The 18,352-nt window shown below is 66.8% G+C and carries 13 protein-coding genes; 8 read left to right on the plus strand and 5 right to left on the minus strand.

Going from position 1 to position 18,352, the window contains the following annotated elements; genetic code table 11:
* Nucleotides 1-6: 6 nt before the first annotated feature.
* From HDC29_RS03165 to HDC29_RS03175, 3 genes are all read right to left on the minus strand, one after another.
* Entirely contained in the window at nucleotides 7-1,032 is a 1,026-nt protein-coding gene (locus HDC29_RS03165; RefSeq protein WP_179494288.1) for an adenosine deaminase, read from the minus strand.
* A complete protein-coding gene (locus tag HDC29_RS03170; protein WP_179494290.1) occupies nucleotides 1,025-1,603 on the minus strand; it encodes a phosphoribosyltransferase in 579 nt (192 codons plus the stop codon). The genes HDC29_RS03165 and HDC29_RS03170 overlap by 8 nt, the downstream gene beginning before the upstream one ends.
* 207 nt (nucleotides 1,604-1,810) lie before the next feature.
* A complete protein-coding gene (locus HDC29_RS03175) occupies nucleotides 1,811-3,463 on the minus strand; it encodes a M20/M25/M40 family metallo-hydrolase (protein ID WP_179494292.1) in 1,653 nt (550 codons plus the stop codon).
* A gap of 175 nt (nucleotides 3,464-3,638) precedes the next feature.
* On the opposite strand from HDC29_RS03175, the gene HDC29_RS03180 reads away from it, so the two are divergent.
* Entirely contained in the window at nucleotides 3,639-4,337 is a 699-nt protein-coding gene (locus HDC29_RS03180; protein ID WP_179497188.1) for a 2OG-Fe(II) oxygenase, read from the plus strand.
* 71 nt (nucleotides 4,338-4,408) lie between these two features.
* On the opposite strand, the gene HDC29_RS03185 is transcribed toward HDC29_RS03180, so the two are convergent.
* Nucleotides 4,409-6,565, minus strand: coding sequence for a S9 family peptidase (locus HDC29_RS03185; protein ID WP_179494294.1), 2,157 nt, complete (start codon nucleotides 6,563-6,565; stop codon nucleotides 4,409-4,411).
* A 180-nt stretch (nucleotides 6,566-6,745) separates the two neighbouring features.
* On the opposite strand from HDC29_RS03185, the gene pip reads away from it, so the two are divergent.
* From pip to HDC29_RS03220, 7 genes are all read left to right on the plus strand, one after another.
* Entirely contained in the window at nucleotides 6,746-7,837 is a 1,092-nt protein-coding gene (gene pip, locus HDC29_RS03190) for a prolyl aminopeptidase (RefSeq protein ID WP_179494296.1), read from the plus strand.
* Between the two features lie 184 nt (nucleotides 7,838-8,021).
* Nucleotides 8,022-10,298, plus strand: a complete 2,277-nt coding sequence (locus HDC29_RS03195; RefSeq protein WP_179494298.1) for a TonB-dependent receptor — start codon at nucleotides 8,022-8,024, stop codon at nucleotides 10,296-10,298.
* 25 nt (nucleotides 10,299-10,323) lie between these two features.
* Nucleotides 10,324-11,958 (plus strand): carboxylesterase/lipase family protein, encoded by a 1,635-nt coding sequence (locus tag HDC29_RS03200; RefSeq protein ID WP_179494301.1) that lies wholly within the window; start codon nucleotides 10,324-10,326, stop codon nucleotides 11,956-11,958.
* Entirely contained in the window at nucleotides 11,895-13,544 is a 1,650-nt protein-coding gene (locus HDC29_RS03205) for an AMP-binding protein (RefSeq protein WP_373562751.1), read from the plus strand. The genes HDC29_RS03200 and HDC29_RS03205 overlap by 64 nt, the downstream gene beginning before the upstream one ends.
* 56 nt (nucleotides 13,545-13,600) lie before the next feature.
* The gene (locus HDC29_RS03210; protein ID WP_218844291.1) at nucleotides 13,601-14,293 is read left to right on the plus strand and encodes a TetR/AcrR family transcriptional regulator; all 693 of its coding nucleotides are present in this window, start codon (nucleotides 13,601-13,603) and stop codon (nucleotides 14,291-14,293) included.
* Between the two features lie 90 nt (nucleotides 14,294-14,383).
* The gene (locus HDC29_RS03215; RefSeq protein WP_179494303.1) at nucleotides 14,384-15,286 is read left to right on the plus strand and encodes an SDR family NAD(P)-dependent oxidoreductase; all 903 of its coding nucleotides are present in this window, start codon (nucleotides 14,384-14,386) and stop codon (nucleotides 15,284-15,286) included.
* 68 nt (nucleotides 15,287-15,354) lie between these two features.
* Nucleotides 15,355-17,022, plus strand: a complete 1,668-nt coding sequence (locus HDC29_RS03220) for an MFS transporter (RefSeq protein WP_179494305.1) — start codon at nucleotides 15,355-15,357, stop codon at nucleotides 17,020-17,022.
* Nucleotides 17,023-17,030: 8 nt separating this feature from the next.
* On the opposite strand, the gene HDC29_RS03225 is transcribed toward HDC29_RS03220, so the two are convergent.
* Nucleotides 17,031-18,317 carry a hypothetical protein gene (locus tag HDC29_RS03225; RefSeq protein WP_179494307.1) on the minus strand — a complete coding sequence of 429 codons (1,287 nt, stop codon included), beginning with the start codon at nucleotides 18,315-18,317 and terminating at the stop codon, nucleotides 17,031-17,033.
* Between the last annotated feature and the right edge of the window lie 35 nt (nucleotides 18,318-18,352).

An 18,352-nucleotide genomic window follows, 5' to 3' on the forward strand; every position in this document is an offset into this window, starting at 1 on the left:
CGCCGGTCAGGCGCAGGCGTCGATCGCGGCGAGGTGGCGCGCCTTTGCGGCGTCATCGAGAAACGAACCGGTGAAGCTGTTGCGCGCGAGTGTGACAAGCTCGGCCTTCGACAGGTCGAGCGCGTCGGCGACCGCCTGGTAGTTGGCGTTCACATAGCCGCCGAAATAGCTGGGGTCGTCGCTGTTCACCGTTGCCTTGATGCCCGCGTCGAGCATGACCTTCAGCGGATGGCGCGCGATGTCGTCGACGACGCAGAGCTTCAGGTTCGAGAGTGGGCAGACGGTGAGTGTGATACCCCCGGCCGCAAGGCGCGCGACCAGCGCGGGGTCCTCGAGGCTGCGGTTGCCGTGGTCGATGCGGTCGACTTTCAGCAGGTCGAGCGCCTCGACAATATATTCGGGCGGTCCCTCCTCGCCGGCATGTGCGACGATCTTGAGCCCAAGGCGGCGAGCGCGCGCGAAGACGCGTTCGAACTTCGACGGCGGATGGCCGACTTCGGACGAGTCGAGCCCGACGCCGTCGATACGGCCCAGATACGGCAGCGCGGCGTCGAGCGTCGCTTCGGCCTCGGCTTCGCTGAGGTGGCGGAGGAAGCACAGGATGAGCTTCGACGTCATCCCGTAGCCGGCCTCGGCATCGTCGAGCGCCCGCGCGATGCCGGCGATGACGGTTTCGATGGCGACGCCGCGCGCTGTGTGGCCCTGCGGGTCAAAGAAGATTTCGATGTGCCGGACATTGTCCGCATTCGCACGCGCGCAATAGGCGGCGGTCAGGTCGTAAAAATCCTGCTCGCCATGAAGGACGCCCATCCCCTGATAATAGATATCGAGAAAATCTTGCAGGTTCGAGAAGGCGTAGGCGGCGCGCACGTCCTCGACGCTGGCAAAGGGAATCACGACATTGTTGCGCTGCGCCAGTTCGAACATCAGCTCGGGTTCGAGCGAGCCTTCGATATGGAGGTGCAGTTCGGCCTTGGGCAGGCGAGCGATGAAGGCGGCGCGCTCGTCGCGCGAAGCGAAGCCGTCAGGCACGGGGCACCTCCTCTTCCAGCCCGAGGATGATCGCCGCCTCGGGCTTGTGGCGGCGGATTTCCTCGACCGTCAGCCCGTCGATCTCGTGCGGGAAGATCAGCCACCGGTCGGTTTCGTGGACGAAGAAATCGGGGCGGAGGTCGGTAACGTTGCGCCCCGGTTTGAACCACACCGTCGCGATGCGGATGTCGCGCGGCATATTGTGGCGGCAGCGCGCCTTGAGTTCCGCTATGAAGGCGCGGATGCTGCGGCCGCTGTCGAAGACATCGTCGATGATGAGCAGCCGGTCCTCGGGATTCAGCGTGTCGATCAGATAGCCGAGGGCAAAGACTTTTACCTGCGGGTCCTGTCTGTCGATGCCTTTATAGGAGGAGGTGCGGATCGCGATATGGTCGCAGTGGTGGCCGTGATAGTCGAGCAGTTCCTGCACCGCGATCCCGACCGGCGCCCCGCCGCGCCAGATGCCGACGAGGTGCGTCGGTTTGAAGTCGCTGGCCACCACCTGCATGCCGAGGCGCAGCGAGTCGGCGAGCAGATCGTTCGCGCTGATGAAGATTTTGTCGTCGCTCATGAGGCGGGAGTAATCCTCGGCGCGGGAAGCCGCAAGACGCGGCGGTTTCGGGGTGGGGATCTGACCCTTGTGCACCCCGGCGAAAGCCGGGGCCGAGTGCGTAAAGGCGCAACGCTAGCGCGGGAATTCTGGACCCCGGCTTTCGCCGGGGCACATATCTCTATCGGCGACCTCCGGCCGAAACCCGCCGCCTCCGCGCATCACGCCCTATTTCCGCGATGCGGCGCTCCGGTCGCGAATGGCCTTGAACTCGCTGCCCGCTTTCCACTCGGGCCAGCGCGCCGAGCGCGCCAACTCATCGCCGATCCGGTAGAAAACATCGATGTCCTGAACCGCGCCATCGAGGTTCCAGTCCGCCCCCCAAGCGTCGCATGCCTGATGATAGCATTTGCCCGTATAGGCATCGACCCACTTCTGGCCGGCCTCCTTGCCGCCGTCGACAAGGTCCGACGCGCCGGCGATGCCCATCATCAGGAGGACGGGAACGCCGCGCTTGGCAAGGCTGAAATGGTCGGCGCGATAGAAGAGCCCGCGTTCGGGCAGACTCTCGATGCTGACCGTGCGGCCCTGCGTGGCTGCGACGCGCGCGAGATCGTCTTCGAGCGTGCCCTGCCCCTTGCCGACGAGGACGACGTCCCTGGCGCGGCCGGCGGTCTGGAGGATGTCGAGACCGAGGTTGGCGACGGTCTTTTCGAGCGGGAAGATGGGCTTTTCGGCATAGGCTTCGGACCCCAGCAGGCCGCGCTCTTCGGCGGTCCAGAAGGCGAAGGCGATCGTGCGGTCGGGCGGCGGCGCGGCCTTGAAATTACGGGCGATCTCGAACAGTCCCGCGACGCCGAGCGCGTCGTCGTTCGCGCCCGCGCGATAGATGCGGCCCTGCTCGTCGGGCGGACCCTCTCCGTATGCGTCCCAGTGCGCGCCATAGACGACGACTTCGTCGGGGCGTTTCGTGCCGGAAATCTTCGCCAGCACATTCTGGCTCTGCACCACCTCCTGCGTCACGGGGATCGCGGCGTCGAAAGTCGCGCCGAGGTCGATGGGCTTGAAATCCTTGCGGCGCGCTGTGACGCGCAATTTCTCCAGATCCTGCCCGGCATCGGCGAATAATCTTGTCGCGGTCTCGCCCGAGATCCAACCCTGAAGCGCGAGGCTCGTCACCTTTTCGGGCGGGACGACAAGGCCGTAATTTTCGCCGCCGCCGCTTTTGACGACGTTCCAGCCATAGCCGACGCCCTCGCTGTCGTGGACGATCAGCGCCGCGACCGCGCCGCGGCGGGCGGCCTCCTCGAACTTGTAGGTCCAGCGGCCGTAATAGGTCATCGTCCGGCCGCCGAACTTGCCGAACGGGTCCTCACCCTTTGCCGCGACGAAATCGGGGTCGTTGATCAGGAACACCGCGACCTTGCCCTTCAAATCCTGTCCCTTGAAATCGTCCCAGCCGCGCTCGGGCGCGCTGACGCCGTAACCGACGAAGACCATCGACGCGTTCGCGACCACCGCGCGCTCCTTCGGCTGGAGCGTCGAGACATAGATGTCGGTGCCGAAGGTCAGCGGCGTCGCAGCGCCCTTGCGGTCGAAGGCGAGCGTTTCGGGCGTGCCGAGGCGGGTGTGGAGCAAGGGCACGGGCTGAGTCCAGCCGCCGTCGACCCCTGCGGGTTCGAGCCCCATCGCCTCCAGCCGGCCGATCAGATAACCGACCGTGCGTTCCTCGCCGACCGTACCGGGCGCGCGGCCCTGGAACTGGTCCGAGGCGAGGGTGCGCACGGTTTCGGTCAGGTTGGCGGCGTCGATGCCCGATTGAGCCGAGACGGGCGCGGCGACGGCGGCGAGGAGAAGGGCGGCGGCGAAGCGTTTTTGCATGGGAACTTTCCGATTGTCGGCGTTTGGGACAGGCGCGGGAAGGCAGCTCAGGGTTCTGACCCTAGGCGATTGTCGGCGCCACTTGAAGCACATAGGCGTGTTTGAGCGCAAGAAACGGGGCGCGGCGACCGGCGCGTGGCGCCATGATTGCGGCATGACGACACAGCCCAAAATCATGCCGCCGCCCTGTGCAGACGATGCCGCCGACCCGATGATCGCGCTCGACCGCGAAGGTTGGGCCGTTCTGCCGGGGCTGCTCGATGCGGCGGCGTGCGACGGCCTCGCCGCGCTTTATGACGCGCCGGCGGGTTTCCGCAGCCATGTCCATATGGCGCGGCACGGTTTCGGGCGCGGTGAGTATCGCTATTTCGCCTATCCGCTGCCGCCGCTGGTCGCGGCGCTGCGCGGGATGCTCTATGCGCGGCTCGCGCCGATCGCGAACCGCTGGCACGAGCGGATGGGGATGGCGGCGCGCTTTCCGGCGGACCACGCCGAATTCCTCGCGCGGTGCCATGATGCGGGGCAAAGGCGGCCGACGCCCCTGCTGCTGCGATATGGCGCGGACGACTATAATTGCCTGCACCAGGATTTATATGGCGAGCATGTCTTTCCGCTGCAGGTCGCGGTGCTGCTGTCGGCGCCGGAAGAGGATTTCACCGGCGGCGAGTTCGTGCTGACCGAACAAAGGCCGCGGATGCAATCGAGGGCGGCGGTCGTGCCGCTCGCGAAGGGCGACGCGGTGGTCTTCGCGGTGAACGCGCGACCCGTGCGGGGCACGCGCGGCGACTATCGCGTGATGATGCGCCACGGGGTGAGCCGCCTCCGGTCGGGGCGGCGGCACACGCTGGGGGTGATCTTCCACGACGCGGCGTGAAGGGGCTGGCTTGGTCCCTCACGCTTTCAATGTCGGAAACGACCGCTCCCTACCACGACACTGACATGGCGTTATTCCCCCGCAGGCCGCGTCCAGCCTTTCCGGTATTTCTCGAACCAGGCGAGGATTGCGGCGGCTTTGGCGGCCGATTGCGACGGGCGCGCGGCGATGCCGCCATGGCTGGCGCCGGGCACCTTGACCAGCGCCGTGGGCACGCCGCGGAGGCGAAGCGCGGTGTAATATTGTTCGGATTCGCTGACCGGCGTGCGGTAATCCTCGGCTCCGACGACCACCATCGTCGGCGTTTCGACATTGCCGACGAGCGACAGCGGCGAGCGCGACCAGTAAAGTTCGGGATTCTCCCACGGCTGCGCGCCGAGCCAGTAGCGGCCGAAAAATGCGGGGCCGTCGGCGGTGAGCGCCTGCGTCGTCCAGTTGATCACCGGCTTTTGCGTGACCGCGGCCTTGAACCGGTTGGTCTTGCCGACGATCCAGCTCGTCAGCACGCCGCCGCCCGAACCGCCGGTGACGAACAGGGCGTTCGGGTCGGCAACGCCGAGTTCGATTGCGCGATCGACGATGCTGATCAGATCGAAATAGTCGTTGCCCGGATAGGCCTTGTCGATCTCGTTCGCAAAGGCCGCGCCATAGCTGGTCGAGCCGCGCGGATTCGCCGAGAGCACGGCATAGCCCGCGGCGGCATAGAGCTGGTTGTCGGTCGCGAAATGCGGGCCATAGGCGGCGAAGGGCCCGCCGTGAATTTCGAGGATCAGCGGCACGCGCTGGCCTTCGACATGGCCGGGCGGCAGCGTCAGCCAGCCCTCGATCGTCTTGCCGTCGTGACTGGAGGCGGCGGTGATCTTGCGGACCGCGCCGAATGATTTCACTTCGCGAAGCGAGCGGTTGAGGTCGGTGAGCATCCGCGTCGATCCGCCGCGCGCAAGCTGCACTTCGGCGGGACGCGTCGGTGTGCCGCCGGTGAAGGCGATCGCGCCGCCGTCCGATACCGAGAAACTGCCGCCGGTATAGGGGCGGTCGAGCCCGCCGCCCGAAAGGCCGGTCGCGGCGCCGCGCACCGATCCGTCGAGGCCGATGCGCGCGACCTTCGTTTCGCCATGGTCGTCATATTGCGCATATACCGACTTGCCGTCCGCGGCCCATTCGATCGCATCGACGCCATGGTCCCAATCGGCGGTCAGGCTGCGCGCGCCCGAACCGTCGCGGTTCATGACATAGAGCTGCGTGTTCTCGTATGCGCGCAAGGCGTCGTCGAAGCCGAGATAGGCGATCTTGCCGCCATCGGGCGAGACGAGCGGGTTGGCGTCGGGGCCGTTGCGGTCGGTGAGCGCGGTGACGCCGCCGCCGGCCACATCGAGCGCATAGATTTCGCTTTCGACCGGATCACTCTCCCAGTCGGGGCGCCGGTTCGCGGCGAAATAGAGCGTGCGGCCGTCGCGCGACCAGCTCAGCGGGCCGCCGTCGTGATAGGGGCCGAAGGTGAGCTGGCGCGGCGAGCCGCCGGCCGCGGGGACGAGAAAGATCTTTTCGAAGCCGGGCTCGACATAGCCTTCGCCGTCGGCGCGATAGGTGAGGAGGTCGCGAATTTCGAGCGGCTCGGCCCATTTCGCGCCCTCGGGCTTGTTCGCGGGGGCGCTGCCGAACTTTGGCCCTTCGTCCTTGACGAGCATCGTATAGGCGATCGAACGGCCGTCGGGCGACCAGGCGATGCTCGACGGGCTGGTGGGCAGGCCCGTGAGGCGAACCGCCTCGCCGCCGTCCATCCAGCGCACCCACAGCTGTGCGCTGCCGCCCTCGGTCGAGGCGAAGGCGATGCGCTTGCCGTCGGGTGACCAGCGCGGCGAAAAGGCGCCGTCGCCCTGCCCGGCGACGGGGGTTTCCTCGCCGGTCTGCGTGTCGATCAGCCAGATCGAGCTCACCGCGCGGTCGGTCATGATGTCGTTCGCGCGGCGGACATAGGCGATGTGGCGGCCGTCGGGGCTGATCTGCGGATCGGCGGCGATGGCGAGGTCGAAAAGGTCGGCGCCGGTGAAGCGGCGGTTGGGGGCGAGCCTCGCGCTGCCGACGGCGGAGCCGGACATGGCGGCGGGCGTTTCGGCCGGGGCGGCGGTTTCGGCGGGCGGCGCGGCGGGCGGCTGGTCCTCCTGCGCAAGCGTGATCTGCGAGGTGAGGGCGAGAAGGCTCGCCCCGAACAATGCCAGTTTGCGCATGAAATGCTTCCCCTTTTTTGCGACGGGGGTGGTCTGAACTTTTCGGGGATGCGGGTCAACCGGCCTTCGCCGGGACGACGATGTGCACCATAGGGTCCCGGCGGCTGGACATCATGGCGCGCCAGGTTAAGCCGATATTTCATGCCCCTTGGCTGCATCATCACAGGTGAAGGAAGAAACATGGATTTTTCGCGGTTGCAGGCGACGAGCAAGATCGGCGACGACTGGATCTATCCCCAGCCGCCCTGCCTGAATTTCGGCTGGCTCGAGGTCGACCGCGATCCCGCGCACCGCATCTATTGGGAGGAATATGGCAATCCCGCGGGTGAGCCGGTGATGTTCCTCCACGGCGGCCCCGGCGGCGCCTGCGCGCCCGTCATGGCGCGCTTCTTCGACCCGAAGCGCTACCGCGTGATCCTGTTCGACCAGCGCGGTTGCGGCAGGAGCGAGCCCAATGTCGCCTCGGCGGGCCCCGCGGTGGCGCTCGCGAAAAACACCACCGCCGACCTGATCGGCGATATCGAGAAATTGCGCGAAAAACTCGAGGTCGCTGGGCCGATGCATGTCTTCGGCGGCAGCTGGGGCAGCACGCTGGCGATGGCCTATGGAATCGCGCATCCGGCGCATTGCGCGACCCTGATCCTGCGCGGCATCTTCCTCGGCGCGTCCGAAGACCTGCTCTATCTCTATCAGGGCAATGCCGCGACATGGGCGGACGATCCCTACGGCCTGACCGAGCCCGGTGCCTATATGAAGTATCCGGGCGAATGGGCCGAGCTGCTGTCGGTGCTGACGCCGGAGGAGCGCGGCGACGTGATGAAATCCTACAAGGCGATTTTCGATATGGTCCCGGCGAACGAGGCCGAGAAGGAGCGCCAGCTGAAGGCGGCGCTGACCTGGTCCTTGTGGGAAGGTGTCATCTCGAACATGATCCCCGAGACGGCGGACACGGGCAAGTTCGGCGAAGCCGATTTCGCGCTCTGCTTCGCGCAGATCGAGGCGCATTATTTCGCCAATGGGCTGTTCCTTCCGGCGGGGCATTTCTTCGACAATATCGACGTGCTGGCGTCGATCCCCATCCATATCGTCCATGGCCGCTTCGACGAGGTGTGCCCGCTGACGCAGGCGTCGCGGCTTGTCGCGGCGTTGCGCGGGGCGGGGTCGGAGCCCGTCACCTACGTCGTGACCAACGCGGGGCATAGCGCGATGGAGCGCGAGAATGCGCTGGCGCTGACCGCGGTGATGGGCGGATTGGACCCGATCAGCGGGTGACGAAGCCGTCCGGCTGGTAAAAACGCGGAAATTTCCTTTATATTTGAATGCCTGGAAGGGGGCTTTCATGGATTTCGAATTTTATTCACACACACGATAGTGAATATTGACTCGCGTGAGAATCTTGCCGATAAGCTGAGCCCTGATCGGCGGCAACGACCGCTGACGGGAGGGAGAGTTTGATATGAAGGCTCAGCTTTTTGCGTCCGCCTCGGCGGTCGTTCTGTTCGCGTCGCCCGTTTCGGCCATGGCCCAGGAGGCCGAAGCGCCGCCCACGGATAGCATAGCGCAGGACCAGCAGCGCGATGACCGCGACATCATCGTCACCGCGACCCGCCGCACCGCCCGGTTGCAAGACGTGCCGCTCAGCGTCACCGCGTTCGGGCAGGAGGAACTCAACGACCTCGGTATCGTGGGGTTCGAGGGCATCGCCCAGAATACGCCGGGCATCGTCGTCAACCGGCCGACACAGAATTTCAACAATTTCACCGCGCGCGGGATCAACACCAACGGCTATTCGGCCGGCCTGCAGAGCGCGGTTGCCATCTATGTCGATGAGCTGCCGATTTCGGCGAATGGCAATTCGACGATCCTCGACCCCAATCTGTACGACGTCGAGCGCGTCGAATTCCTGCGCGGGCCGCAGGGGACGCTGTTCGGATCGAACTCGCTCGCGGGCGCGATGCGGATCATCACGAAGAGCCCCGACCTCGACGATTTCGAAGCGTCGGCGAGCGTCGATCTCGGCCTCACCGGGTCGAGTTCGGTGCGCCAGCGCTATAATGCGATGGTCAACCTGCCGATCATGAAGGACGAGATCGGGCTACGCGTCACGGGCTATTATCGCAACGAGGAAGGCTGGGTCGACAATATCGGCACCGGCGTCGAGGATGCGAACAGCCTCGAGGCGTTCGGCGGGCGCGCGATCCTGCTCCTCCAGCCGAGCGACCGGATGAAGGTCAAACTGCTCGCGTCATACGAGAACAGCAAGCCCGCCGATTCGGGGCTGACCAACCCGCTGCTCGGCAAGTTCGTGCGCAATTCGGACCGCCCCGACCTGTTCCAGGGCAAGCTCACCAATTATAATCTGACGATCAACTACGAGTTCGACTTTGCCGAGCTGATCAGCTCGACGACGCTGTCGGACTATGACGCGTCCTTCTATGTCGACCTCGCGGGCACCTTTGCGCAGGCCTTTCCCTTCGCGCTCGACGCATATGGCTATGACGATCTGTTCGTGCAGGAAACGCGGCTGGTGTCGCGTCACGACGGGCCGATCGAATGGGTCGCGGGCTTTTTCTATTACGACAAGCGCCGCAGCGTCGATTTCGCCTATCGTTCGAGCCTCGAATATCTGACCGAGAATAATCTGACCGGGCTGCCCGACGAATATTACCAGCGGTTCAACAGCTATACCGACCAGAAAGAGATCGCCGGCTTCGGCGAAGTGACCGGACGCTTCAGCGACCGTTTCTGGGTCACGGGCGGGCTGCGCTACGGCAGCACCGAGGTGCAGAGCTTCACCCGCGGCGGCGGATACAACAGCAATTATCTGACCATCGCCTTCCTCGGTCTGGAGAATATCCCGCTCACCGTCACGCCGATCGCTTATGCCGAAGGGCTGAAGGTCAAGGACGACCGCCTGTCGTGGAAGGCGAGCGTGTCGTGGAAGCCCGTCGACAGCCTGACCACCTATGCGACCGTTTCGACGGGGTTCCGCACGCCCGTCGTCAATGCGCGCGCCGGGCTGGTCAGCGCGATCGACCCGAACGACCTGATCATCCCCGACGGCGCGAAATCGGACAGCGTCACCAATTACGAACTCGGGCTGAAGGGACGCTGGCTCGGCGGCGATCTCGTCGCCAATATCGCCGCCTATTATATCGACTGGAAGGATATTCAGGTCCAGGCGAACCGCGTGTCGGATTCGATCCAGTTCGCGACCAACATCGGCGGCGCCGAAAGCTATGGCCTCGAGTTCGAGTTCATCGCGCGGCCGGTGCAGGGATTGAGCCTCGCGCTCAACGGTTCTTTCAACCGCGCGAAGGTGACCGACCTGACCCCGGGCGAAGCCGCGATTTCGGGCGCCGAGCTCGGGACGCGTCTCGCCTCGCCGCGCTTCCAGGGGTCGGGCACGCTGCGTTACGACTTCCCGATCGGCGGCGCCGACACCGCCTATGCCGCGGTCAATGTGTCGCACGCGGGGGCATTCCCGAACCAGTTCCCCAATGTGCCGGGCAATCCCAATGCCGTCGCCCCGACCTATGACTTCACCGAGGCGTGGACCAATGTGAACCTTTATGCCGGGGCAAAGCTGGGGGCGATCGACCTCGGCGCCTATGTCGAAAATCTCTTCGACGACAGCAAGGTCACCTATGTCCATCCCGAGGCGTTCCTCGACGGCCGTTACGCCCGGATGCGTCCGCGCACGATCGGCGTCCGCGCCAATTATCGCTTCTGATCGGGCCGGTGAGATGAACGGTCCGATGATCCGCCGCCTGTCACGCGTCGCGCTCGCCGTCTCCGCCCTCTGCGCGGCGCCGGCAGCGGCGGCGGGGCCGATGGTCGATTCGCCCGCGGGCAAGGTCGAGGGTAGCGAAACGAAAGGCATACGTGCCTTCAAGGGCATCCCCTTTGCCGCGCCGCCGGTCGGCAAGCTGCGCTGGGCGCCGCCGCAGCCGGCGGAGGGCTGGGACGGCACGCGCGACGCGACCAAATTCGGCGCCGCGTGCATGCAGCCGGGCCCGCGCGGCCCCAGCATCTATGCCTGGGACCTGCCGGCGATGAGCGAGGATTGCCTGTCGCTCAACATCTGGGCGCCGAAGGATGTGAAGGATGCGCCGGTGTTCGTGTGGATCCACGGCGGCGCGCTGACCGGCGGGTCGGGCGGCGATCCGATCTATGACGGCAGCGCGCTCGCCGAGCGCGGCATCGTCGTTGTGTCGATCAACTACCGGCTCGGTGCGCTCGGCTGGCTCGCGCATCCGGCGCTGAGCGCGGAATCGGCCGACGGCGTGTCGGGCAACTACGGGCTGCTCGACCAGGTCGCGGCGCTCGAATGGGTCAAGCGCAACATCGGCGCCTTTGGCGGCAGCGCGGGCAATGTGACGATCGCGGGTGAATCGGCGGGCGCGCTCAGCGTCATGTATCTGATGACCGCGCCGGCCGCGCGCGGCCTGTTCCACAAGGCGGTCGCGCAGAGCGCCTATATGGTCTCGGCGCCGGGGCTGCGCGAGCGGCTCAGCGGCATGGTCCCGGCCGAGGCGCAGGGGACCGACCTGGCGGCGAAGCTCGGCGCCGCCGACCTCGCGGCGCTGCGCGCGATGCCCGCGAAGGAGATCGCCGAAAAGGCGCCGGCGACGGGCTATTTCCCTTTCCCCGTCGTCGACGGCAAGAGGGTGCCGCGCCAGCTCGTCGACAGCTTTGACCGGAACGAGCAGGCGCCGGTGCCGATCCTCGCTGGCTTCAACGCCGGCGAAATCCGCTCGCTGCGCTTCCTGCTGCCCAAGCCGCCCGCCGATGCCGCGGCCTATGAAGCCGCGATCCGCGCCAATTACGGCGAATTTGCCGACGCCTTCCTTGCGCGCTATCCGGCGAAGACTATCGAGGAAAGCATGCTCGCCGCGACGCGCGACGCGATGTACGGCTGGACCTCCGAACGGCTGGTGTCGAACCAGGCGGCGTTGGGGCAAGGCGCCTATCTCTATTATTTCGACCATGGCTATCCGGCGACCGTCGAGTGGAAGCTCCACGCCTTCCACGCCGCCGAGCTGCCCTATATTTTCGGCACCGCGGGCAAGACGCCGCCGCTGTGGCCCAAAATCCCGGACGACTTGGCCGAGCGCAAGCTAGCCGGTGCGATGGGCGATTATTGGGCGAGTTTCGCGCGCGGCGGCCGACCGCAGGCAAAGGGCCAGCCCGAATGGCCCGCCTATTCCGACGACGCCGGCTTCCTGCATATCGCCGAGGCGCCGAAGGCCGGGCACCGGCTGCTCCCCGGCACCGCGGCGCTCCACGAAGCGGTGATGTGCCGTCGCCGCGCGGCGGGCGATACGCCGTGGAACTGGAATATCGGCGTCATTTCGCCGCCGTTGCCGCCGAAAGCCGCGGGGTGCCAATGATCGACGGTTCGATGCAGTCCTATGCCCTGACGCTCGACAAATTCCTCTCCCACGCCGCCAAATGGCACCCCGACGCTGAAACCGTGTCGGCCGGGGCGGACGGAAAGGTCGCGCGCATCGGCTATGCCGCGCTTTACGAGCGCGCGCGTGCGGTGTCGGGGGCGCTCCATGCGATGGGCGTGCGCGCGGGGCACCGCGTCGCGACGCTCGCGTGGAATACGCAGGGGCATCTCGAAAGCTGGTACGGGATCATCGGGATGGGCGCGGTGTGTCACACGCTGAACCCGCGGCTGACCGCGGCGCAGATCGGCGCGATGCTGGTGCAGTCCGAAGCGGGCATCCTGCTCGTCAGCGCCGACCTGCTGCCGCTTGCCGAAGCGGCGACGCGCAACGTCGGGACCGTGCGGCAGATCTTGCTGCTCGACGCCGCCGATACCGACGCGGGCGGAGGGGAAGGCCGCATCGCGGTGGGCGCGCTTGATGCCGTGCTCGCTGCGGCGTCGGCCGATGTCGCATGGGGTGCCTTCGACGAGAACAGCCCCTCGGGGCTTTGCTTCACCTCGGGCACCACCGGCGCGCCAAAGGGTGTCACCTATACGCATCGCGGTTGCTACCTCCACACGATGCGCCAGTTGCAGGCCGACGTGATGGGCGTGCGCGCGCGCGACGCGGTGCTCGCGGTGGTGCCGATGTTCCACGCCAATGCCTGGGGGCTGCCCTTTTCTGTGCCCGCCGTCGGCGGCAAGCTCGTGCTGCCCGGACGCCACAGCGACGGCGCGCATCTGGCGGCGCTGATCCGTGGCGAGGGCGTGACCGCCGGCGTCGGTGTGCCGACCGTGTGGCTGGGGCTGGTCGAGCATCTCGAGCGCGAGGGCGGCAAGGTGCCGACGCTCGAGCGCATCCTCGTCGGCGGCGCGCCGATGCCGCCGGCGCTGATGGAGCGGATCGAGCGGCGGCTGGGCGCCGAGGTGCAGACGAGTTGGGGCATGACCGAATTGTCGCCGCTCGGCACCGCCGCGGTCCCCGGCGATCCGGACCGCACCGCCGGCGTGTCGGGAAAGCCCGCGATCGGCGTCGACCTGCTGCTGACCAACGCCGAGGGACGCGCGCTCGCCGAGCAGCGCGGCGCCGAGGGGCATTTGCGCGTCCGCGGGCCGAGCGTCGTCGAACGCTATTTCGGGCAGGATGCGCCCGCGACCGACGCCGATGGCTGGTTCGACACCGGCGATCTCGCGCGGCTCGACCGCGCCGGCAATCTGACGATCACCGGGCGGTCGAAGGATCTGATCAAGTCGGGCGGCGAGTGGATCAACCCCGCCGAGATCGAGGCGCTGGTCGGCGCGCTGCCGCAGGTGAGCCTCGCCGCGGTGATCGGCCGCAGCGATCCCAAATGGGGCGAGCGGCCGATCCTGCTGGTCGAAACCAACGACGCGTCGGTCAGCGACGACGACCTGCTCGCGCCGCTGCGCGAACGCGTGGCGTCTTGGTGGATCCCCGACGCGATCGTGCGGCTCGACGCGATGCCGCTCGCGCCGACGGGCAAGATCGACAAAATGCAATTGCGGGCCGATTACGGACAGGTGTAGGCCCGTTGGGCCACGGCGGCGCGACGAGTGCGGATGATGTGCGGAAGGACAAGGATTTGGCGTCGAAGGCAAAGAGTGCGGTGAAGCGCCCGTCGAAGGCGGAACAGCGCGCCGAAATGATGGAGCAGATCCTCGACACCGCCGAACTCCTGTTTTCGAAACATGGTTTTCACGGCGTGACGTTGAAGGATGTCGCGAAGCAGGTCGGGGTCCACCACACGCTGCTCAACTATTATTTCGACGACAAGCGGACGCTGTTCGACGCGGTGTTCGCGCGGCGCGCGGTGGTGACGATCGACAAAAGGATGCAGGCGCTCGACGATTATGACCGCGCGGCGGGCGGCAAGCCGACGGTTGAGGGCGCGCTCCATGCCTTCCTCGACACCGACCTCGACCTCTACATCCAGGGCGGCGAGGGCTGGAAGAATTATGGCGCCTTCGGCGCGCAGGCGTCGAACAGCCCCGAGGGCGCCGAGTTCATGGACAAATATTTCGACCCCGTCGTGCTCCGCCTGATCGAGATACTGAAAAAGGCGCTGCCCGACGCGGCCGAGGAAGATATTTTCTGGGGCTATCATTTCGTCACCGGCGCGCTGATGCTGACGCTCGCGCGCACCGGGCGCATCGACAAATTGTCGCACGGCCTTTGCCACTCGGACGATTATGAAGCGGTCAAGGCGCGCATGGCGCGCTTCATGGCCGCGGGTTTCCGCGAAATCTGCGACCAGCGCAAGCAGGACAGGGGCTAGACGACCTGGCGACGACGACGCGCATCCCGCCGTCCGCGCGACAATAATATTCACTCACAAGTGAGTTATGATAAGACAAGAGGAAATGGAATGACGAACGAGCTGAAGGACAGGGTGGCGATCGTGACCGGCGCGGGCGGCGGACTCGGCCGGTCGCATGCGCTGATGCTCGCGCGGCACGGCGCGCGCGTTATGGTCAATGATCGCGACGGCGATGCCGCCGCGCGCGTCGCCGCAGAGATTGCCGGGGCCGGCGGCGTCGCGATGGCCGCCGTCGCCTCGGTGACCGACGAAGCCGAGGTCGCGGCGATGGTTGCCACGGCGACCGAGGCGTGGGGCGGGATCGACATTTTGATCAACAACGCCGGCATCCTGCGCGACAAAAGCTTCGCGAAGATGGATCTCGCCGATTTCCGGCTGGTGGTCGACGTCCACCTGATGGGCGCCGCGATCTGTTCGAAGGCGGTGTGGGACCAGATGCGCGAACGTCGTTTCGGTCGCATCGTGATGACGACCTCCTCGTCGGGGCTCTACGGCAATTTCGGGCAGGCCAATTATGGCGCGGCGAAGATGGCGCTCGTCGGGCTGATGCAGACGCTCGGCATCGAGGGCGATAAATATAATGTCCGCGTCAACTGCCTCGCGCCGACCGCGGCGACGGCAATGACCGATGGCGTGCTCGCGGCGGACGCGCTCGCGCGTCTGGCGCCCGAGGCGGTGAGCCCCGGGCTGCTTGCGCTGGTCGGCGACGATGCGCCGACGCGCGCGATCCTGTGCGCCGGCGCCGGGCATTTCGCGGCGGCGCATGTGACGCTGACCGGCGGTATCTATGTGGGGCAGGGCGACGGCGCGGCCGAGCGCGTCGCCGCCGAGTGGGACCGCGTCGCCGACCGCTGCGGCGAGATCGTCCCCGCCTATGGCTTCACGCAGGCCGAACGCGAGCTGGCGAGCGCAGGTTTCGACGCGCCGGCGGTTGCCGCTGCGCACGGATAATCCCCGGCGGCGCACGCGGACGGGCCGATAAGCCCGCCGCGGCTGCCGGGATAAATGGGAGAGGAAATATGGCTACCGACGCGGAAGCCTTGCCCGCCGGCGAGGACAAGAAACAGAATGAAGCACTCGTCATCACCGCCTCTTCGTTGGGGACGGTGTTCGAATGGTATGATTTCTACCTCTATGGCCTGCTCGCCACCGCGCTGTCGCACCATTTCTTTGCGGGGGTGAACGAGACGACGGGCTTCATCCTCGCGCTTATGGCCTTTGCCGCGGGTTTTGCGGTGCGGCCGTTCGGGGCGCTGGTGTTCGGGCGTGTCGGTGACATCGTCGGGCGGAAGAACACTTTCCTCGTCACCATGGCGATCATGGGGCTGTCGACCTTTGCGGTCGGCTTCCTGCCCGGTTACGACACGATCGGGATCGCCGCGCCAATCATCCTGATGATCCTGCGCTTGCTCCAGGGGCTCGCGATCGGCGGCGAATATGGCGGCGCTGCCGTCTATATCGCCGAACATGCCCCGCCCGGAAAGCGCGGCTTCCATACCAGCTTCATCCAGACCACCGCGATGCTCGGGCTCATCCTCGCCTCGTCCTTCGTCGTCGGCTTGCGCACCTTCATGGATGCCGAGACCTTCAACGCGTGGGGTTGGCGCCTGCCCTTCATCTTCTCGATCCTGCTGCTGGGGGTGACATTGTGGATCCGGCTGCAGCTCGAGGAAAGTCCCGTGTTCCGGCGGATGAAGGCGGCGGGTGCGACCTCGAAGGCGCCGCTCAAGGAAGCTTTCGGCGAATGGCGGAATTTGAAGATCGTGCTGATCGCCCTGTTCGGCGCGGTCGCGGGGCAGGCGGTGATCGGCTTCGCCGCGCATCTCTATCCGCTCTTCTATCTCGAACGCGTCGCCAAGGTCGACGGCGCGACCGCCAATTTCCTCGTCGCCACCGCGCTCCTGCTCATCATCCCCTGCTTCGTCTTCTTCGGCTGGCTGAGCGACAGGATCGGCCGCAAACCGATCATGATGACCGCCTGCGTCGTCGCGATCTTCGTCTATTTCCCGGCGTACAAGGCGCTCGTCGCGGCGGCGAACCCGGCGATGGCGACGGCGGTCGAACGGTCGCCGGTGCAGGTCGTCGCGCACGGCGGCGAATGCTCGTTCCAGTTCGATCCGATCGGGAAAAACACGTTCGACCGGACGAGCTGCGACATCGCCAAATCCTACCTCGCCAAGAACGGCGTCAATTACGCCAATGTCGAGGCGCCGGCGGGGACGGTCGCCTCCGTGCGTATCGGCGATCGGACGGTCGCGGTGCCCGATCCGGCGGGGCTGGGCGATGCGGAGCGCGCCGCGGCGGTCGCCGCCTTCGGCGCCGCGGCAAAGGCGGGGCTCGACGCGGCGGGCTATCCCGACAAGGCCGACCCGGCAGCGGTGAACAAGCTCAAGGTCATCGGCATCCTCTGCCTCTTCGGGGTGCTCGCGACGATGGTTTACGGCCCGCTCGCGGCGCTGCTCGTCGAATTGTTCCCGGCGCGGATCCGATACAGCTCGCTGTCGCTGCCCTATCATATCGGCAATGGCTGGATCGGCGGCTTCATGCCGACGATCGGCTTCGCGATGGTCGCGGCGACGGGCAATATCTATCAGGGGCTGTGGTATGCGGTGGTGATCGCCGCGATCACCGCGGTTGTCGGCATCCTGTTCCTGCCCGAAACCTACAAGCGCGATATCGAAGCCTGACGGAAGGATCAGACGGCGGCGACAAGCAAGCGCCGGAACGCCGCCGTCGTCGCCGCCACCGCGGCGGCATCGACGCAGCGCGCGTCGTCGTCGGCCACATGATGAAAGCGGTGGACGCCGAAGATGCCGGCAACCGACGGATAGCCCGCGGCGATGATCGCGGTGAGCTCGCCGGCCGACAGTTTTTCGCTGGAATAAGGCGATTCGAGCCCCGCCAGCCCGGCGAACAATCGCCGGGCGGCGGGCAACAGCGGCGGGCTGACGACGAGGTAACGCTGCGAATCACTGCCCGCGAGCGGGGCGAGTCCGAACAATCCCTCGTGCCAGTCGCGCGCGGCGAGATTGGCGCCGAGGTGGAGCCAGAAATGCGTCTCGGCGGGCTTGGGCGCCGCGGCCTTCAGCGCCTCTTCGGCGCCCAGATTTTCATATTCATGGCCGCTGTTGCACAGGAAGGCGAGATCATGATCGGGCAGCAGCGCCGGCGCGGCGCGCGCGAAATCGAGCCAGGCGGCGATGCCGCCGCCGCGTTCGCCCGCGCAGCCGAACCAGCCCGACCGCGGGGTCGACACCACGATCCAGCGCCCCTTGCCGCGGTCGAGCCGGCCGATCACGTTGAACGCCGCCCGGCGCCCGCCGTGGCCTGCCAACGCCACCCGCGCCGGCTGGTGCCGCATCGCGGCGTCCAGGAAAGGCGCCGCCCCGGCGGGCGCGAGCAGGCCGACCGGTCCCGCGAACATCGGCGCGCGGCCATCGGCGTTGAGCGCGATGACCTGCCCGGTGGGTCCGTTGGTCACGATCACCGCCGCCTTCGCGCCGCCCGCGAAGGCGGCATCGACCGGCGCGCGCACCGGTTTGGCGAGTGTCGACGACCAGCGGCCATAGGCCAGGTCGATCAGCGCGATCGCGCCCGCGAGAGGCGCGTCGGTCATGCCATGCGCGTCGACGCGGACGAGCGGCCCTGTCACGCCGTTGCCCGGCGTCGGCGTGACGATCGGCTGCGGGTGGAGCGGTGCGCGTGCATCGCCCGCGACGATCTCGCACCGCTCCCCCTCGAACCAGGGGACGCTGATCGGCGGCTTTTCGACCGTGAAGCCTGCGCGCTCGAGCTCGGTCGCGAGCCAATGACCACAGGCGGTGTCGCCCGCGCCCCCCGACTGCTTGTTGCCGAAGCCGATATAGGTCGCAAGATCGGCGGCGATCGCGTCCGGCGCGGCCGCCGCATCGGCGTTCGCTGCGGTCGCGAGCGGAAGCACCGCTGCGCCCGCCAGAAAGCCCCGCCGCGTGGGTTCCGTCATCTTGCCCTCCCCATCCGTTCGTTCGCGCACTCTCG

The organism is Sphingopyxis sp. JAI108, from assembly GCF_013410105.1.
GTDB classification, from domain to species: Bacteria; Pseudomonadota; Alphaproteobacteria; order Sphingomonadales; family Sphingomonadaceae; genus Sphingopyxis; species Sphingopyxis chilensis.

What these genes read in the sequence shown, in the direction of transcription:
- HDC29_RS03185 (WP_179494294.1), bottom strand. Translation starts at nt 6,565, where the DNA reads ATGCGCAAACTGGCATTGTTCGGGGCGAGCCTTCTCGCCCTCACCTCG.
- HDC29_RS03215 (WP_179494303.1), top strand. Translation starts at nt 14,384, where the DNA reads ATGACGAACGAGCTGAAGGACAGGGTGGCGATCGTGACCGGCGCGGGC.
- HDC29_RS03220 (WP_179494305.1), top strand. Translation starts at nt 15,355, where the DNA reads ATGGCTACCGACGCGGAAGCCTTGCCCGCCGGCGAGGACAAGAAACAG.
- HDC29_RS03195 (WP_179494298.1), top strand. Translation starts at nt 8,022, where the DNA reads ATGAAGGCTCAGCTTTTTGCGTCCGCCTCGGCGGTCGTTCTGTTCGCG.
- HDC29_RS03225 (WP_179494307.1), bottom strand. Translation starts at nt 18,317, where the DNA reads ATGACGGAACCCACGCGGCGGGGCTTTCTGGCGGGCGCAGCGGTGCTT.
- HDC29_RS03170 (WP_179494290.1), bottom strand. Translation starts at nt 1,603, where the DNA reads ATGAGCGACGACAAAATCTTCATCAGCGCGAACGATCTGCTCGCCGAC.
- pip (WP_179494296.1), top strand. Translation starts at nt 6,746, where the DNA reads ATGGATTTTTCGCGGTTGCAGGCGACGAGCAAGATCGGCGACGACTGG.
- HDC29_RS03200 (WP_179494301.1), top strand. Translation starts at nt 10,324, where the DNA reads ATGATCCGCCGCCTGTCACGCGTCGCGCTCGCCGTCTCCGCCCTCTGC.
- HDC29_RS03180 (WP_179497188.1), top strand. Translation starts at nt 3,639, where the DNA reads ATGCCGCCGCCCTGTGCAGACGATGCCGCCGACCCGATGATCGCGCTC.
- HDC29_RS03175 (WP_179494292.1), bottom strand. Translation starts at nt 3,463, where the DNA reads ATGCAAAAACGCTTCGCCGCCGCCCTTCTCCTCGCCGCCGTCGCCGCG.